The 16,726-nt window shown below is 64.0% G+C and carries 12 protein-coding genes and 3 tRNA genes; 9 read left to right on the plus strand and 6 right to left on the minus strand.

Annotated elements, in window-relative coordinates; all coding sequences use genetic code 11:
- Positions 1-53: 53 nt before the first annotated feature.
- Complete coding sequence (metE, locus tag AB7E19_RS06830; RefSeq protein ID WP_039041274.1) at positions 54-2,318, minus strand: 5-methyltetrahydropteroyltriglutamate--homocysteine S-methyltransferase; 2,265 nt, start codon at positions 2,316-2,318, stop codon at positions 54-56.
- 161 nt (positions 2,319-2,479) lie between these two features.
- On the opposite strand from metE, the gene AB7E19_RS06835 reads away from it, so the two are divergent.
- Entirely contained in the window at positions 2,480-3,415 is a 936-nt protein-coding gene (locus tag AB7E19_RS06835; RefSeq protein WP_039041273.1) for a LysR substrate-binding domain-containing protein, read from the plus strand.
- 73 nt (positions 3,416-3,488) lie between these two features.
- On the opposite strand, the gene AB7E19_RS06840 is transcribed toward AB7E19_RS06835, so the two are convergent.
- The gene (locus AB7E19_RS06840; protein WP_322130828.1) at positions 3,489-4,301 is read right to left on the minus strand and encodes a siderophore ferric iron reductase; all 813 of its coding nucleotides are present in this window, start codon (positions 4,299-4,301) and stop codon (positions 3,489-3,491) included.
- Between the two features lie 38 nt (positions 4,302-4,339).
- Complete coding sequence (locus AB7E19_RS06845; RefSeq protein ID WP_322130829.1) at positions 4,340-6,484, minus strand: TonB-dependent siderophore receptor; 2,145 nt, start codon at positions 6,482-6,484, stop codon at positions 4,340-4,342.
- 425 nt (positions 6,485-6,909) lie between these two features.
- Between AB7E19_RS06845 and AB7E19_RS06850 the strand changes: the two genes are divergently transcribed.
- Together AB7E19_RS06850 and AB7E19_RS06855 are read left to right on the plus strand one after the other, a co-directional pair.
- The gene (locus AB7E19_RS06850; RefSeq protein ID WP_322130830.1) at positions 6,910-8,433 is read left to right on the plus strand and encodes a sensor domain-containing diguanylate cyclase; all 1,524 of its coding nucleotides are present in this window, start codon (positions 6,910-6,912) and stop codon (positions 8,431-8,433) included.
- Complete coding sequence (locus AB7E19_RS06855) at positions 8,423-9,991, plus strand: EAL domain-containing protein (protein ID WP_322130831.1); 1,569 nt, start codon at positions 8,423-8,425, stop codon at positions 9,989-9,991. The genes AB7E19_RS06850 and AB7E19_RS06855 overlap by 11 nt, the downstream gene beginning before the upstream one ends.
- Here the strand turns inward: AB7E19_RS06855 and AB7E19_RS06860 are convergent.
- Both AB7E19_RS06860 and AB7E19_RS06865 read right to left on the minus strand, forming a co-directional pair.
- Positions 9,988-10,887 (minus strand): AraC family transcriptional regulator, encoded by a 900-nt coding sequence (locus AB7E19_RS06860; protein ID WP_182936212.1) that lies wholly within the window; start codon positions 10,885-10,887, stop codon positions 9,988-9,990. The genes AB7E19_RS06855 and AB7E19_RS06860 overlap by 4 nt on opposite strands.
- A 116-nt stretch (positions 10,888-11,003) precedes the next feature.
- Positions 11,004-11,903, minus strand: a complete 900-nt coding sequence (locus tag AB7E19_RS06865; RefSeq protein ID WP_102948526.1) for a LysR family transcriptional regulator — start codon at positions 11,901-11,903, stop codon at positions 11,004-11,006.
- Between the two features lie 100 nt (positions 11,904-12,003).
- Here AB7E19_RS06865 and AB7E19_RS06870 point away from each other — a divergent pair, with 100 nt between their 5' ends.
- From AB7E19_RS06870 to AB7E19_RS06880, 3 genes are all read left to right on the plus strand, one after another.
- Positions 12,004-12,642 (plus strand): NAD(P)-dependent oxidoreductase, encoded by a 639-nt coding sequence (locus AB7E19_RS06870; RefSeq protein ID WP_322130832.1) that lies wholly within the window; start codon positions 12,004-12,006, stop codon positions 12,640-12,642.
- A gap of 347 nt (positions 12,643-12,989) precedes the next feature.
- On the plus strand, positions 12,990-14,012 hold the full coding sequence (locus AB7E19_RS06875) for an isopenicillin N synthase family dioxygenase (RefSeq protein ID WP_322130833.1): 1,023 nt from the start codon (positions 12,990-12,992) through the stop codon (positions 14,010-14,012).
- 93 nt (positions 14,013-14,105) lie between these two features.
- On the plus strand, positions 14,106-15,269 hold the full coding sequence (locus AB7E19_RS06880) for a trans-sulfuration enzyme family protein (RefSeq protein WP_042863960.1): 1,164 nt from the start codon (positions 14,106-14,108) through the stop codon (positions 15,267-15,269).
- An 83-nt stretch (positions 15,270-15,352) separates the two neighbouring features.
- On the opposite strand, the gene folD is transcribed toward AB7E19_RS06880, so the two are convergent.
- On the minus strand, positions 15,353-16,210 hold the full coding sequence (gene folD, locus AB7E19_RS06885; RefSeq protein ID WP_010674955.1) for a bifunctional methylenetetrahydrofolate dehydrogenase/methenyltetrahydrofolate cyclohydrolase FolD: 858 nt from the start codon (positions 16,208-16,210) through the stop codon (positions 15,353-15,355).
- A gap of 203 nt (positions 16,211-16,413) precedes the next feature.
- On the opposite strand from folD, the gene AB7E19_RS06890 reads away from it, so the two are divergent.
- The 3 genes from AB7E19_RS06890 (at position 16,414) to AB7E19_RS06900 (ending at position 16,725) form a co-directional block, all read left to right on the plus strand.
- A tRNA-Pro gene (locus AB7E19_RS06890) sits at positions 16,414-16,490 on the plus strand.
- 36 nt (positions 16,491-16,526) lie between these two features.
- Positions 16,527-16,603 (plus strand) — tRNA-Arg (locus tag AB7E19_RS06895).
- Between the two features lie 46 nt (positions 16,604-16,649).
- A tRNA-His gene (locus AB7E19_RS06900) sits at positions 16,650-16,725 on the plus strand.
- Position 16,726: the final 1 nt, after the last annotated feature.

Genomic DNA, 16,726 nt, shown 5'->3' on the forward strand with positions numbered 1-16,726 from the left:
CTCTCTCGTCTTGATGACACTCACCGGGCGCTCGTCCGGGTGAATGGAAGCCCTCAGGCCAGCTCGGCGCGCAGCGCCCGGGTTGCATCGACCATCACCTTCAGGGCAGCGGTGGTCTCTTCCCAGCCGCGGGTCTTGAGGCCGCAGTCCGGGTTCACCCAGAGCCGATCTGCCGGGATTTGTTGCGCAGCCTTGCGGATGAGGTCTTCAATCCAGCCCTGGCTCGGTACGTTCGGCGAGTGGATGTCGTAGACGCCCGGACCGATCTCGTTGGGGTAGTTGAAGCGCTCGAACGCTTCGAGCAACTGCATCTGGCTGCGGCTGGTCTCGATGGTGATCACATCCGCGTCCAGCGCCGCCACCGCCTCGATGATGAGGTTGAAGTCGCTGTAACACATGTGGGTGTGGATCTGGGTGCTGTCCACCACCGGGCTTGCACTCAGGCGGAAGGCGCGCACCGCCCAGTCCAGATAGGCCTGGTGATCCTGCTTGCGCAGGGGCAGCCCTTCGCGGATCGCCGGCTCGTCGATCTGGATGATCTTGATGCCGGCGGCTTCCAAGTCAGCCACCTCGTCGCGAATGGCGAGGCCAATCTGCAGGGCGGACTGCTCGCGGCTCACGTCTTCCCGCGGGAAGGACCAGCAGAGAATGGTCACGGGGCCAGTCAGCATGCCCTTCACCGGCTTGTCGGTCAGGCTCTGGGCAAACTTCGTCCACTCAAGGGTCATGGGGGTCGGACGGTCGATGTCACGGGTGATCACCGGCGGCTTGACGCAGCGGGAGCCATAGCTCTGTACCCAGCCAAAGCGGGTGATGGCAAAGCCGTCCAGCAGCTCCCCGAAATACTCCACCATGTCGTTGCGCTCCGCTTCACCGTGCACCAGCACGTCCAGCCCGATGGCCTCCTGGCGCTCGATGGCGTCCTTGATCTGGGCCTGGATGCCCGCCTCGTAGGCCTGGTCATCGATGCGCCCGGCACGCCAATCCTGGCGCAGCACCCGGATTTCAGAGGTCTGCGGGAAGGAGCCGATGGTGGTGGTGGGCAGGAGCGGCAGCTTCAGATCCGAGCGCTGCGCGTCGGCACGCACCGGATAGGCGCTCTGGCGATCGAAGTCACTGTTGGTCAGGCTGGCGAGTCGTGACTGCACCGCTTTCTTGTGAACCCGGCTGTCGGACTCCCGATCCACGATGGGCTGGCTGTAAGCCTCGATTTTGTCCAGGGCGCCACCGTCCAGGTAGTCGGACAGCAGCCCCAGCTCATAGCACTTTTGCAGGGCGAAGGCGAACCAGCTGCGAGTCTGGGGATCCAGCTCGTGCTCCAGGGTCAAATCCACCGGGCTGTGCAGCAAGGAACAGGAGGAGGCCACCCAGAGGCGCTCGCCAAGCTTTTCTTTCAAGGCCTTGAGGGTCGGCGCCAGCTTGGCCAGGTTGGCACGCCAGACGTTGCGGCCGTTGATGACACCCGCCGAGAGTACCCACTGGGCCGGCAGGTGCGGGACCAGGGTCTCCAGCTGCTCGGGGGCCGCCACCAGATCCAGGTGCAGGCCGTCCACCTTCAGACTGGTGATGATGTCGCGCTGATGGGCCACGGACCCGAAGTAGGTGGTGAGCAGCAGCTTGCAGGGGCCGCTCAGGCGCTCATATGCCTTGAGGTAGGCCAGGCGCCACTCATCCGGCAGGTCCAGCGCCAGAGCCGGCTCGTCGATTTGCACCCACTCCACCCCCTGGGCCGCCAGTTTGGCCAGGATCTCCTGGTAGACGATCAGCAGGCGATCCAGCAGTTCGAGGCGGGAGAAGCCGCTCTCTTTCTCCTTGCCAAGCCACAGGTAGGAGACGGGGCCCAGCAACACCGCCTTGACCGGCAGCCCAAGGGCCTTGGCCTCTTCCACCTCGTCAAAGAGCTGGCTCCAGCCCAGCTTGAAGCGCTGGTCACGGTAAAATTCCGGCACCAGGTAGTGGTAGTTGGTGTTGAACCATTTGGTCATCTCGGCAGCGGCCGCCGCCGGGCCGGTCGGCGCACGGCCACGGGCCACCCGGAACAGGGTGTCGAGGTCGGTGTCGCCGTGGCGGTGACGGGCAGGCACGGCGTCTACCAGCAGGCTAGTACCCAGCACCTGATCGTACCAGGCAAAATCCCCCACCGGCAGCAGGTTGACCCCGGCGGTACGCTGGGCCTGCCAGTGGCGCTCACGCAGGCTCTTGCCCACGGCGACCAGCTCGGCCTGGGTGGTTTCGCCACGCCAGTAGGATTCGAGGGCAAATTTCAGTTCGCGCTTGGCGCCGATACGGGGAAAGCCCAGGGTGTGTGCGAAGGTCATAGGTTCCATTCCTTATGCTCGTTTATCTGATGAGGATCTGGATTGTTTGGCCATCCAGATGTTTACACATCCAAAATGACAAGATAAGGTGACCTTGGCTATTGAATCCTCTTCAACTGGCTCTCAAGAATTTCTCAACTGACGCACAAAGGAGCAGTGCCATGGTCGCGCCCACCCCATCCAGCCCCCCTCAGAGCAGCAATCTGGGCATCGATCTCAAACACCTGAAGACCATCAGCGCCCTGGCCGAGCAAGGGTCCCTGGCCGGGGCCGCGCTCACCCTCAACCTCACCCAGTCCGCCCTCTCCCACCAGCTCAAGGAGCTGGAGACCCGCCTCAATCTGGAGCTGTTTCTTCGAAAAAGCCGCCCTCTGGTGCTGACGGCGGCAGGCCAGCATCTGCTGGCCCTGGCCCGTCAGGTGCTGCCCGCCCTGGCCCAGACCGAGCGCCAGCTGGTCGCCCTGCACAGCGGCGAGGCGGGCAGGCTGCATCTGGCCCTCGATTGCCACAGCTGCATCCAGTGGCTGCTCCCGCTGTTGCCGGACTTTCGCCGCCAGTGGCCCGGCGTGGATCTGGAGGTGGAGTCAGTGCCGGGTTTCGATGCCATCAGTGCCCTGCTTGGCGGCCAGCTCGACCTGCTGCTCACCTCGGATGTGCAGGCCCGCGGAGATCTTCATTTCGAGCCGCTGTTCGCCTTCGATCTCACCCTGGTGATGGCGCCGGATCACCCCCTCTGCCAGCAGCGGCGCATCGCACCAGACGATCTGCGACCGGAGGTGCTGCTGGTCTACCCGGTGGAGCGGGCGCGCATGGACGTGTTCAGCCGTTTCCTGCAACCGGCCGGGGTGGAGCCCGCCCGTTGCAAACCGGTGGACAACACCTCGGTCATGCTGCAGATGGCCGCCGCCGGGCTCGGGCTCGCCGCCCTGCCCCGCTGGGCCAGCGAGGAGTTCGTGCGCCAGGGCCTGCTTGAGGCGCGCCCTCTCGGGGAGGGCATTCGCCGCCACATGTATGGCGCCGTGCGCGCCGCCGACAAAGATCAGGCCTGCCTGCAGAGCCTGTTCGAGCGCATTCGCACCCGGATGGCGGCCCAGTAAGCCGGGCACAAAAAAGCCGCCAGGATCAGGCGGCTTTCACCACGGGTTGCCCGCGCAGACGAAGAGTCGGGCATCAGCACTCGTCACCCCTCGCCCCACCCAGCCTTCGCGGGCAGTTGCCACACAGTTCCCCATCCCGGCGCTTGTAGTGCAGGCAGCAGCGCTGGCGCACATAGCCCGGGAAGGCTTCATTCCGGGGCAGGCCCGCCTCGCGCCAACCCGTCAGATGTGCCGACGGCAGGCCACAGGATTCAAGCCAGAGGGGGGCATGGGCCCTCACCTCCTCCCGACTCACTTCCCCGAAGAAATCGGGTACCCGCACCAGGGCCGCCAGCAGATCGTCCGCCAGGAGCGGGCGCACGAAACCGGGGCGCAGCCGCTGCGCCGTCCCAAGGAGGGTGAACTGCCCCTGCCAGTGCGCCTGGAGTCGCTCCCCGGCCGTCTTGATCAACACGCCGACCTCCCCTCTGATCATGGGCTCGGCTGGCAGGGTAAAGCCCGACACCACGCCTGCCTCATGCCCCTGTCCCAACCTGTCGAGGGCAGGCATGGCCTGATGGCGATAGACGGCCACCATGGCGAGATAGATGGATTGCCAGCAGAGCATGCCCCAGCTGCGGGTGAGCCAGTAGGCGGGCCCCGCCTCCGGGTGTGCCTGCTGCCAGTGCGCATGGAGGGCTGCGGCCACCTCGGCCGACGTCGCTCCGGCGGCATCAGTCAGTGGCGGGCGCACGTCACCGGCCGCCACCAGGTTCCCCTTGAGGGACGGGATCAGGCTGGCCGCCGCCGCGAACAGGGCCTGGTGATCCGAGACGAGGGCGCGTTCCGCGTCCGCTTTCTCCCGGCCAAGGCCGCGCGGCACACCGCGCGCCCTCTCCTCGCCCATTCGTTGAAAGGGCCCCGGGCGCGTGCCGGGGCGCAAGGTCAGAATGCGTATTTGAGTCGCGCCTCCACGCTTCGCTCGGCCCCGAACCAGCAGTTGTTCTGGTCGTAGCAGGAGTAGTAGGTCTTGTTGAACAGGTTGCTGGCGCCAAGCGATACCCCTACCCCTTTCAGGCTTGCGCTGAGGGCGGCGAGATCGTAGGAGGCGGACATATCCATCAGGAGGTAGTCCGGTACCTTGTCGGTGTTGGCGGCATCCATCTCGGCCTCCCCCACGTAGCGCAGGCCGGCGCCCACTCGCATCCCCTCGAGGTTGCCGCCGGGGTAGTAGTTGCTCCACAGCGACGCCATCTGTCTGGGGACCCAGACCGGCGTCTTGCCCTGCAACGTGGTGGTGTCGCGGGTGATCTCCATGTCCATCAGGGTGTAGTTGAGGGCCAGATCCAGCTGGCTGGTGAGATCGGCTCTCCCCTCAAGCTCGATGCCCCTGGAGACCGTCTCCCCGGTCTGCAGCTTGGGCCCGTAGACATTGTCCGGATCCGTCACCAGGGCGTTCTTCTTGGTGATGTGGAACGCCGACAGCGTCGCCGTCTTGCTCATGTCGTCGGAGAGGAACTTGACGCCCCCTTCCCACTGATGACCGGTCGCCGGTTTGAACGCCTGACCCTGCTTGTCCGCCCCCGGCACCGGCTCGAAACTCTCGGCATAGCTCGCATAGGGGGAGAAGCCGCCATCCAGCTCATAGAGAGCGCCGACGCGGAAGGAGAGGTTGTCCTGATCGATGTGGGCCAGGGACTGGCTGTCCGCCCCCTGATAGAGGGTCCGGCTGTCGGTGTCCATCCGGTAGCGGTCGTAGCGGGCGCCGCCGATGGCCACCAGCCGATCGAGGCGCATCTGATCCTGCAGATAGACGCCGGTCTGGGACTGACGGATCACCTTTTTATCCTGGTAGTTGAAAGTGAGTGCCTCTGGGACTATCTGGCTATGGTTCGGGTTGAAAATGTCGATGCTGGGCGCCGAGTAGTCGAGGGTATCCCGGTAGAGGATATGGGCATCCAGGTACTGGTAATCGACCCCGAGCAGCAGGTTGTGCTGGGCAGAGCCCGTCTGTACCTTGCCCGCCAGCTGGTTGTCGATGACTACGCCGCGAGAGTCTTCATCGGTGAGATAGGCGTTGCGGGCCAGGGTGCGGTTGTCCGCCGCCAGGGCCGCGTTGTAGGTGTTGCGCTGATAGGCGGACGCATCCATGTAGCGGGCATTTTGCAGCACCTGCCAGCGCTCGTTGAAGTCGTGGCTCAGCTTGTAGCCCAGCAGGGTCACATCCCGGTTGTACTCGTTCCAGCTCTCGTCACCAAGGAAGGTGTCGCTGCCAAGCTGCCCCAGGGGATTGGACTTGGCCGAGCCGCTGGCGGGCACAGTGGTGTAGATACCGGCCTCGGGATCCTTCTGGTAGTAAAGGTTGAGGTTCAGCAGGGTGCGCTCGCCGAGCTGCCAGTCCAGGGACGGCGCAAAGACGTAGCGCTCCTCCTTCGAGGTCACCGCCTGGCCATCCTTCTCCCGGGCCAGTCCCACCAGCCGATAGGCGAGCTGCTCGTTGATGGCACCGGTGCTGTCGAGGGTCATCTCCTTGAGGGTGCCCGTGCCGGTCGCCACGCTCACGTTGTGCTTGCTCTCCCGCTGGGGGCGCTTGGCGATGAGGTTGACCATGCCGCCGGGGGGCATGCTGCCATAGAGCACCGATGTCGGCCCCTTGAACACCTCCAGCTGCTCGATGGCCACCGGATCTATCTGGGGTTGCAGGTTCCAGTCGTTGTACTGGAGCAGCAGGCCGTCATAGAAATTCTGGTAGTTGTCAAAGCCACGGATGTTGAACAGATCCAGCCGATTGACCGCCCCGCCCCGCAGCTCGGTGTTGACACCGGGCACGTAGCGCAGCGCCTCGCTCACCGAACTGACACCGCGCAGCGACAGGGTCTCCCCATCCACCACCGAGATGGCCTGGGGCGTCTCGATGGGGTCGAGCCGGGTCTTGGTCGCGGTGTTGCGATAGGTCTGGCCGAGCACGGTCAGGGTCTCGTCGGCGGTGGCCGTATCCTGGCTGTCGGGCGCGGCGGCCTGTACAGAGCCTGCAAGCAGGGTGGAGATGGTCACGGCGACCAGGGTCAAAGGGGGGTGAACAAGCTGCATCTGATCCTCGATTACTTACTGCATGTGAATAGTAACAAATATCATTTGCATTTTATTGTTCTATTTTGCCCCGATATTAACAATTTGGGGCATGTTGGCGGGGAAGCGGGGAAAGCGAGGGTGGCAGGCATGCCATCTGCTATCGGAGGCAACATGGCGACGCCGCCAAGGCTCTCAGGGAGGCCCATCATGGCCGCCTGATGAAGGACACCGCCTTCACTTGCACAGCCAATTAGAAAGTAACCATCACATATTCAGAACATGGCGGCATTTTCACCACCATATTCACACTCATCTGACAAGTATGGTCGTGTGTGCCCTGCCCTTGTTGATCCTGGTCAATCGCTATTGATAAATGAGGCGATAGCATGCCCACCCTTTTATCAGCCCTGATTGAGACAATCTGAAGCCATCAGCACACGCCTATGCATGAGACCGCCTACCAAAACCTGCACTGCGATACCCAGCTCAACGTCACCTTCGGAGTCATCGTCCTGACCCTGCTCATCGCCCTGATGGCCGTCAGTGTCAGCATCCGGACCTCTGCCGAGCGCAAGTACCACAAGGTGGCGGCCATGTTCGTGCACAACATGGCGACCCAGTCCATCGAGCCACAGTTCAAATCACTGGAGCATGTCCTCAACGAAACGGGCAGTGTCATCGATGAATCAGGCCTGGATGCCTTCCTCAATGAGGGCAACACGCCACTTGGCCTCTCCCTGATGCAAACGTTGGCACTCACCCCCTATGTGAAGAGCATCCTGCTCGCCGATCCGCAGGGGCGCTTCAATTCCATTCCCCATCTGCCGGTCGAGGAGCACGTTGATGCCAGGAAGCGCCCCTGGTTTCTCTCCGCCGTCGTGCGAACCCCCTTCGTGCACTACACCGATCACTACACCAGCCAATTCGACGACAAGAGCCGCAGCGTCTCCGTCTCCCGCCCCCTGCTCGACAGGGAGGGATTCTTCCTCGGCACCCTGGCCATGAACGTGGATCTCGAGCAGATGAGCTATCCCCTGCGCCAGCTCATGAGCCCTCTCAAGGGGGAGTTCTACCTGGTCGATCGGGCGGGCGACATCCTGCTGCATTCGGATGTGGGGAACCTGTTTCGCCATCGTCTGGACCGCCGTCTCATCGAGCAGATGACCAACGGCGCCGACCACCTCTTCGATGCAAAGTGCCAGACCCACTTCTACTACCACTCCTTCTCCAACCCGGACTGGTTCGTCATCTATGCCGTCAGCAATGCCAGGTTCAAGGAGGTGAGCAGCAGCGAGTCCCACCAGCTCCAGATCACCCTGGTGGGCTGCATGCTGATCTGCCTGCTCTGCTGGTGGTCCTTGCGTCATGTGCTCAGCAAGATGATCTTCGAGATCATCGCCCTGATGCGCACCGGACGCATCCACGCGGGCAAACCGGGGGATCAGTTGCGCCAGGAGATCCAGAACGGCCATCGCCAGATGCTGGAAGCCGTAGCGGCGTCCAACACGGATGCCCTGACGGGCCTGCTCAATCGCCGCTGCTTTGACAAGGCACTCGACGACCAGCTGATCGCCGGCCGCCCTTTCTGCCTGGGGTTGATCGATCTGGACAACTTCAAATCCATCAATGACACCCACGGCCACCCGGTCGGTGACGAGGTCCTGCGGGCGGTTGCCCGGGAAGGGCGGCAGATTGCAGGCCAGGAGGCCACCCTCTACCGCTACGGCGGCGAGGAGCTGGCCATCATCATTCCCGGGGAGGACAGCACCAGAGCACTGACGATGCTCGAGCAGTGGCGCACCCAGGTGGCACAGCGACCATGGCGCGAACCGGACCTGGTGGTGACCTTCTCTGCCGGGCTGGGACTGTGGCGACAGGAGTCCGCCGCGCAACTGCTGGCGCGGGTCGATCAGGCGCTCTATCAGGCCAAGGATGCCGGCAAGAATCGGGTGCACCATGCCGACTGATCCCCTGGCACAGCGTCTGCGTCTGGCCATCGTGCTCGGGCTCCTCTTGCTGGTCGGCCTCACCGCCCTCAACCTCCTGCAGGCGGCCAGCGGCCTTCGCAAGGACAACGCGCGCAGCCTGAACCATGCCCGGGCCATGATAGAGAGCGCCATCAACGACGGTCAGTCCCTGGTCGAGGCCGCCCGCCCCCTCGCCATGGGCCGCTGCCAGGATGAGCAACAGGCCCTGCGCGACCTCATCACCGCCTCCCCCTATGCGCGGGCACTCTATGTGCTGGAGGGGCAGCAACTGCGCTGTACCACCCTGCACAGGCCCATCCTCACCCGGGATATTCCCCGTGGCCCGGCGGGCAACCAGACACTGATCCTCGCCAGACACAGCCCCATCACCGGGCAGACCGCCATCCTCTACCGTCAGCCATCCGGCGATCGCACCCTGCTGGTGGAGCTGGACGGCTTCCACATCTTCGGCGCCTTGCAGGCCGTGATGGGAGAGGACAACCTCTTCTTCCTCCTCGGGGACCAGGCTCTCGATGGCCACGGCAGAACCCTGCCAGCAGCCCGCCTGCTGGAAGGGGGACAACGTCTGCAACAGAGCGAGCCCACCGCTCATCCCTATCGCCTGGTGGCGCTCAATGGTTACAAGGAAGTGCTGGCGTTTGCCTGGGCGTACAACCAGGAGAACCTGCTTGCCGCCCCTGTGCTGGCGCTGTTGCTGGGGCTGCTCACCTTCTATCTGAGGGGGCGCAGCGGCTCCCCCCGCAGCGAGCTCGCCAGAGCCATGGCGGCCCGGGAGTTCATCCCTTATCTGCAACCCGTGATGGACAGGCAGGGGCGCCTGCGCGGTTGTGAAGTGCTGATGCGCTGGCGTCATCCCACACAAGGGATGATTGCCCCCAACCACTTCATCCCCCTCGCGGAGGAGTGCGGCTACATAGTACCCATGACCCGCCAGTTGATGGCCCAGACCCGGGATTATCTGGTCGGGGTGGCCGACAGGCTGCCCCCCGGCTTTCACGTCGCCGTCAATGTCTGCGCCCAGCACTTCAAAAACCAGGACATCGTCGCCGAGTGCCGCGACTTTCTTCGCGCCTTCCCGGGCCAGGATCTGCGTCTGGTGCTCGAGGTGACGGAGCGGGAGATGGTGGATGCGGACGAGCAGACCCGCACCATCTTCGATGCCCTGGACGAGCTGGGCGTGCTCATCGCCATCGATGACTTTGGCACCGGCCACTCCAGCCTCTGCTATCTGCAGATGTTCCATGTGGACATCATCAAAATCGATCGCAGCTTTATCAAGGGAATGAAAGAGGAAGGCCCCTCCCGCCATATCGTCGAAAACATCCTGGATCTCGCCCATCGCATGGGGCTGGCTCTGGTCGCCGAGGGGGTGGAGACCCAGGAGCAGGTCGAGATGGCACGCCACTATGGCATCGACTACTTGCAGGGCTTCTACTTCGCCAAGCCGCTGCCACCGGCCCAGTTCACTGATCTCCTGGCCAGCGCCACACGCCTGGAGCCATCCCGGCGCCATGCCGGGGTGAGCCTCCTTCCCTAACGGGGGGCGACGGGCAGCCAGTACTCCATGGTGGCGTCGGGCTGCTGGCCGTCAAAGCCGGGGGCATAGCGCTCCAGTTCGAAACCGTCCAGCCCCCGGTATGCCGACTCCGGCAGCCAGTGCAGGATGAACCAGTGCAGGCTCTCCCCCAGCTGGGCAATGGGTCCTTTGTGGGTGAGCACGGCATACTCCTGGGCCGGCACGTTGAGGCTCGACAGGCCGGGGGGCGTAGGCGCCGTCGTGGCCACTCCGGCCCAGTAAGGCAGCCGCTCCCCTGCCCCCGACACATCCACCACCCCCAGCCATTCCCTCGACAGGTCCAGCGCCCCCGTCTCGCGCAGCGCTCGCCAGATGGCGGGCACCGTCTGCTGAAAATCCGGTGAGGCATCGAACAACCCCCGGATCGTGCCCCTGACCCCCTGCAAGGTGAACGCCGGCAGGCTCTCTATGCGCACCTGCACCAGGTTGGGAGAGGCAGAGCGGGGGACCGCCGCCCGCACCAGGGGCGTGCGCAGCCCCAGCCGCAGGCCCCGCTTGCGATACGCCAGCGGCGAGCAGCCAAATTGCTGCTTGAAGGCGCGGCTGAAACTCACTTCGGAGCCAAACCCGTGATCCAGCGCCACATCCAGCACCCGCAGCCGGGTGGAGAGCAGCGCCTCCGCCGCCATGCTCAGCTTCAGCTCGCGCACATAGTGAGCCACCGTCTGGCCCGTCTCATGCAGGAATACCCGTTGCAACTGCCAGCGGGACCAGCAGCTCTGCCGGGCCAGCGCCTCCAGGGAGAGCGGCTGATCCAGATTGGCATGGATGTAGTCGAGCACTCGCTCGATGCGGGTGAGGTGGGCGCGCGCCTCGGGTGCCGGCTCACGGAGTGGGTGGGGAGAAGTCGGTGTCATGATGCGCTTGAGACCACGCCAGCAGAGGGCGCTCTGGCCCGGGAGGGCCACATTAAACAGGGGTGTCGCGCCGACCGCAAGGCCAGAGCACCGCCTGGCTATTCATCCCGCCCCGCTCAGGGTAGACGGCTCTGGCCATGCTCGGCAAAGTGGCTGCGAAGGGCGCTGATCACCCGCCGCACCTTCTCCGGGATCTCCCGCTGGGGGGTGATGGCATGGATCTCCATGGGAGGGGCCAAAAAGCCCGGCAGCAGCACGAGCAAGCGACCGGTGGCGAGATCTTCTTCTATTTCACCTTCCGGTTGCAGCGAAATCCCCTGCCCTGCCAGGGTAAACTGGCGCAGGGGCAAGACGTTGTTGCACAGCACCCTGGGCTTGGGCTTGATCTTGTGGGCCTCCCCCTTTTCGTCCAGCAGCAGTATCCCGCCCCCCAGCATGTCCGAGGCCAGCCAGTCGTGGGCCAGCAGATCCGCCGGGCTGCGCGGCGTGCCCTTGCGTGCCAGATAAGCGGGCGAGGCACACAGCAGCATCCGGGTCTGACCCAGTCTGCGCGCCACCAGGGTGGAATCTTCAAGCGTGCCGACCCGCAGCGCCACGTCGATGCGATCCTTGATGAGATCCCGCTTCTCGTCGTCGGCAATGATCTGGATGCACAGGCCCGGGTGCGCCTGCAGCAGCGGCGAGAGCGCCCGCGCCAGGGGCTGGCCCGCCATCCCCACCGGCGCGGTGATCCGCACTTCTCCGAGCAGGCTGTCGCGCACCTCCGAGAGGCGCAGCTCGGTGTCGTTCAGGGTCTGCTGCAACGACTGGCAGCCCTGCCACACCACCTCCCCCGCTTCGGTCAGGCTGAGGCGGCGGGTGGAGCGGTGCAGCAGGGGCAGACCGAGCTGGCTCTCCAGTTGACTGATATGCTGGCTGACGGCGGACGGGGTCATGCCGAGGGCCTTGGCGGCGCCGGTCATGCTGCCCGCCTCCACCACGGCGGCGAAGATGGCGTAGCGTCTGAGCTGATCCATTATGAAGCCCTGCTTATAAGTGAATGCAATTTTAAGTGGATTATTAAATCACACTCGGGGGCGTAGGATAGCCCCATTCCCACAGTGAAGGAGAATTCCCATGAAGATTGCCCTCATCGGTGCCAGCGGTTTTGTCGGTTCAGCCATCCTTCAGGAGGCCGTCAGCCGCGGTCATCAGGTCACCGCCATCGTGCGTGACGTGAGCAAGGTCGCCGCTCACCCGCAAGTCACCGCCGTGGCGGTGGACGCACAGGACAGCCAGGCACTGGCCAGGGTGCTCAAGGGGCACGATCGGGTGATCAGTGCCTACAACCCGGGCTGGAGTGCCCCGGACATCTACGATCAGTACCTCAAGGGGGCCAGCGCCATCGTGGCCGCCGCCGTCGCGGCCAACAGCTGGCTGCTGGTGGTCGGCGGTGCCGGCAGTCTGGAAATCGCCCCGGGCGTGCAGCTGGTGGACACCCCGGAGTTCCCGGCAGAGTGGAAGCAAGGGGCCCTCGCGGCCCGGGATGGTCTCACCGCCCTTCGCCGGGAAACCACCCTCGACTGGCGTTTCGTCTCCCCACCCGTGTTCCTCGAACCCGGCGAGAAGCGCGGCGGTTACCGCCTTGGCACGGATCAGGTGTTGTTCAGCGGCGAGCAGCCCGCCGGGATCACGGTCGGCGATCTGGCGGACGGGGTGCTGAACGAGGTGCAAGCACCGGCTCACCTGCGCCAGCGTTTCACCCTGGGTTATTGAGGAAAGGCGCGCAAGCAACCCTTCCCATGACAGTCACACGGAGGGAGGCGGATGCCTCCCTCCGCCTTTTCTCTCCCGCGTCTATCCCGTCACGCCAATGTCGCTCTCACCCGGTACGGCAGATCGCCGCCTGAGCCGCCCGTTGCTCGTTCCATTCGCTCAAGTCCGAATTCCATTTCGAATTTTGTATATAACTAAGAATATTTTGTTGCTTCCACCTTATAACCTCGAACAGTAGCATCACCCTCAACCCAAACGGCGCCACTCAAGAAGAGTGCGCCCCGGTTTCGCAACACCCCGCACGCCGGGGCATGCAGACCCCGTTCACGGAAAGTGAGGAGATGCCCATGACCACCCCATCATTGCCGATCATCGATCTCGCCGCCCTCAAGGGCACCCCGGCTGCACGCAGCCAGATGCTGGCGCAGCTTGGCCAGGCCGCCCGCGAAGTGGGCTTTTTCTATCTGGTGGGCCATGATCTGAGCGAATCGGCGCGCCAGGAGACCCTGGCGCTCGCCGCCCGCTTCTTCGCCCTGCCACTTGAAGAAAAACTGGCGGTGCAGATGGTCCACTCCCCCCACTTTCGCGGCTACAACCAGGTGGGGGCAGAGCTCACCCGGGCACGGCCGGATCTGCGGGAGCAGTTCGATATCATGAACGAGGCCCAGGCCCTGCCTGTGGCGCACATTCGTGAACCCTGGCAGCGCCTCATCGGCCCCAATCAGTGGCCCGCCGCCCTGCCCGAGATGAAAACACGGCTGCTGGCATGGCAGGATCGACTGAGCGACATCACCCTCACCCTGCTGGATGCCTTCGCAGAGGTGCTGGGGCAGCCCGCCGGAGTATTTGATGAGAGCATTCGCGGTGCCCCCTACCAGCACATGAAGCTCATTCACTACCCCGGACAACCGGAAGGCAGCAGTGGTCAGGGGGTGGGTGCCCACAAGGATCCCGGCTACCTGACCCTGGTGATGCAGGACGATCACTCCGGGCTCGAGGTGGAGACGGCAGATGGCTGGATCCCCGCGCCCCCCCTGCCGGGCGCCCTAGTGGTCAACATCGGCGAGCTGCTGGAGCTCGCGTCCGACGGCTACCTCAAGGCCACCCTGCACCGGGTGGTGAGCCCGCCTCCCGGGGTATCGCGCCTCTCCTGCGCCTTCTTCATGGCGGCAAGGCTGGATGCGACTGTGCCACTGCTTAGCCTCTCCCCCGAGCTGGCGGCGCTGGCCGAAGGGCCCCAGAGCGATCCCGCCAACCCGCTCTTTTATCAGGTGGGGGAAAACGTGCTCAAGGGGAGGCTGCGCTCCCACCCGGATGTGGCGGCCCGCCACTATGCAGGCGAGCCGCAGCGCGAGCCAACGCTAGCCTGACAACGCCGCCACACCACATGAGAAAAGGGGCGCGACGGCGCCCCGGATAACACAAGCAGTCGGGCAACAGCCTGGCAATGACGGAGTACAAAAATGAAATTCAAGACCATGAGCGTACACAGCGGCCAGCGGATCGATCCCCAGACCGGCGCCCTCACCACCCCGCTCTACCAGAGCAGCACCTTCAGCTACTTCAACGCCCAGGCGGGCAAGGAGCGCTTCGCAGGTCAAGCTCCCGGCTTCATCTACAGCCGCTTTGGCAACCCCACCACTGCCGAACTGGAGCAGAAGCTGGCAGCCCTCGAAGGTGCAGATGAGGCACTGGTGGTGGCCAGCGGCATGGCGGCGGTGAGTGCCATCATGTATGCCCTGGCAGACAGCGGTGATGAAGTGGCCTATATCGGCCCCCTCTACGGCGGCACCGATGCCTTCCTCAAGCAGACCTTCAGTCGCGCCGGCATCAAGATCACCGCCTACGAGAGCGATCAGGCGCTGCTGGCCAACATCCGCCCCGCCACCAAGGTGGTACTCTTTGAAACCCTGACCAATCCCACCCTCAAGGTGGTGGATCCGCGGGTGGTGGTGGAGGCGGCCCGCAAGGTGGGCGCCATCACGGTATGTGACAACACCTTCCTCACCCCCTACCTGCTGCGCCCGCTCGAGCTTGGCATCGACATCGTCATGCACAGCGGCACCAAGTATCTGGGCGGTCACGGCGACATCATCGCCGGGGTGGTGGCGGGTCGTCATGAGCTGATGAAGTCGATTCGCACCGTGGCCCTCAAGCACATCGGCTCTCCCATCGGCCCGCAGGAGGCCTACCTGCTGCAACGGGGGGTCAAGACCCTTCCCCTGCGCATGGATGCCCACCTGCACAACGCCCAGAAGGTGGCCGAGTTCCTGGATGCCCACCCAGCGGTGAAGAAGGTGATCTACCCGGGCCTTGCCAGCCATCCCGGCCACGATGCCCTCGGCGCCTTCGCCAGCGGCTTTGGCGGCATGGTGAGCATCGAGCTGGAAGGCGGGTTTGAGCGCTGCGCCACCCTGCTCGACAACCTGCAACTCTTCGTGCAGGCGGTGAGCCTCGGCGATCTCGAGAGCCTCGCCTGCCATCCGGCCAGCACCACCCACGCAGCCATGGACGAGGCGAGCCGCCTCGCTGCCGGGGTCAATGACGATCTCATCCGCTTCAGCATCGGGGTGGAAGACGCCGACGATCTGATTGCCGATCTGGCCGCCGCCCTGGCCCTCCTCTGATATCCAGTAGCGATCCGGGCGAGTGACGCAATAAAAAAAGGGAAGGCAATGCCTTCCCTTTCTCTTTTCTGCCCGCGCCCTCATCAGGCGTCGTGGTAATCCTGGCAGGCGCTCAGGGTGTTCTCCATCAGGCTGGCGACCGTCATGGGGCCTACTCCCCCCGGTACCGGCGTGATGAAGGCGGCGTGATTACGCGCGGTCTCATACTCCACATCTCCCACCAGGGAGCCGTCCGCAAGGCGGTTGATGCCCACATCGATCACCAGGGCACCGGGTTTGACCCACTCCCCCGGAATGAAGTTGGGCTTGCCCACCGCCACGACCAGCAAGTCGGCCCGGCGCACCTGGGTCTCCAGATCCTGGGTGAAGCGGTGACAGGTGGTGGTGGTGCAACCGGCCAGCAGCAGCTCCAGCGTCATGGGACGCCCCACGATGTTGGAAGCCCCGACCACCACCGCATGCAGACCATGGGTCTTGACGCCTGTGGTCTCGATCAGGGTCATGATCCCCTTGGGGGTGCAGGGTCGCAGCGCCGGGATGCGCTGGGCCAAACGACCCACGTTGTAGGGATGGAAGCCATCAACGTCCTTGTCGGGACGAATGCGCTCCAGCACCTGGGTGGTATCGCAGTGGGCCGGCAAGGGCAACTGCACCAGGATGCCGTCCACTTCCGGATCCTCGTTGAGCTGGTCGATCAGGGACAGCAGCTCCGCTTGTGTCGCCGTGGCGCTGAGGTCATAGGAGCGGGAGACAAATCCCACCTCTTCACAAGCGCGACGTTTGCTGCCCACATAGACTTGGGAGGCCGGATCCAGCCCCACCAGGATCACCGCCAGACCCGGTGCCCGTTTCCCCTGCGCCAACCGCTGTTGGACTTGCGCGGCGACCTGATTGCGAATCGTTTGCGCAACCTGTTTTCCATCAATGATTTTGGCAGACATCGTTCTTCACTCACCATGTGTTCAACTGCGGCGCATTGTCGCATTTTTTTGGCGCGGGTGTTAGCGGCTCTCGCAGGGAGGGCAATAAGTAGGCACTTGAATTTACTGGTGGAAAAAGTCGTTGACGCTGACTTTGGCGCTTGGGTATGATGCCCGCCCGTTGCCCAGTGGTGCCGCCGAAGGTATGCTGGATGGCGAATTTTCGGTGATTAGCGCAGCCCGGTAGCGCATCTGGTTTGGGACCAGAGGGTCAAAGGTTCGAATCCTTTATCACCGACCAGGTTCATCGGGAAATCCCCGGATTTCTTGATACAACGCGCCCTTAGCTCAGTTGGATAGAGCAACGGCCTTCTAAGCCGTGGGTCGCAGGTTCGAATCCTGCAGGGCGCGCCATCGATACAGATGAGTTTGATTGCTGTATCGAAGGCAGATTTCAGTGGTGGCTGTAGCTCAGTTGGTAGAGTCCCGGATTGTGATTCCGGTTGTCGTGGGTTCGAGCCCCATCAGCCACCCCAT

Origin of the sequence: Aeromonas sp. (assembly GCF_050252055.1) — a bacterium.
GTDB lineage: Bacteria > Pseudomonadota > Gammaproteobacteria > Enterobacterales > Aeromonadaceae > Aeromonas > Aeromonas caviae.

What these genes read in the sequence shown, in the direction of transcription:
- AB7E19_RS06850 (WP_322130830.1), top strand. Translation starts at nt 6,910, where the DNA reads ATGCATGAGACCGCCTACCAAAACCTGCACTGCGATACCCAGCTCAAC.
- AB7E19_RS06855 (WP_322130831.1), top strand. Translation starts at nt 8,423, where the DNA reads ATGCCGACTGATCCCCTGGCACAGCGTCTGCGTCTGGCCATCGTGCTC.
- AB7E19_RS06835 (WP_039041273.1), top strand. Translation starts at nt 2,480, where the DNA reads ATGGTCGCGCCCACCCCATCCAGCCCCCCTCAGAGCAGCAATCTGGGC.
- AB7E19_RS06845 (WP_322130829.1), bottom strand. Translation starts at nt 6,484, where the DNA reads ATGCAGCTTGTTCACCCCCCTTTGACCCTGGTCGCCGTGACCATCTCC.
- folD (WP_010674955.1), bottom strand. Translation starts at nt 16,210, where the DNA reads ATGTCTGCCAAAATCATTGATGGAAAACAGGTTGCGCAAACGATTCGC.
- AB7E19_RS06840 (WP_322130828.1), bottom strand. Translation starts at nt 4,301, where the DNA reads ATGGGCGAGGAGAGGGCGCGCGGTGTGCCGCGCGGCCTTGGCCGGGAG.
- AB7E19_RS06880 (WP_042863960.1), top strand. Translation starts at nt 14,106, where the DNA reads ATGAAATTCAAGACCATGAGCGTACACAGCGGCCAGCGGATCGATCCC.
- AB7E19_RS06865 (WP_102948526.1), bottom strand. Translation starts at nt 11,903, where the DNA reads ATGGATCAGCTCAGACGCTACGCCATCTTCGCCGCCGTGGTGGAGGCG.
- AB7E19_RS06870 (WP_322130832.1), top strand. Translation starts at nt 12,004, where the DNA reads ATGAAGATTGCCCTCATCGGTGCCAGCGGTTTTGTCGGTTCAGCCATC.
- AB7E19_RS06875 (WP_322130833.1), top strand. Translation starts at nt 12,990, where the DNA reads ATGACCACCCCATCATTGCCGATCATCGATCTCGCCGCCCTCAAGGGC.
- AB7E19_RS06860 (WP_182936212.1), bottom strand. Translation starts at nt 10,887, where the DNA reads ATGACACCGACTTCTCCCCACCCACTCCGTGAGCCGGCACCCGAGGCG.
- metE (WP_039041274.1), bottom strand. Translation starts at nt 2,318, where the DNA reads ATGACCTTCGCACACACCCTGGGCTTTCCCCGTATCGGCGCCAAGCGC.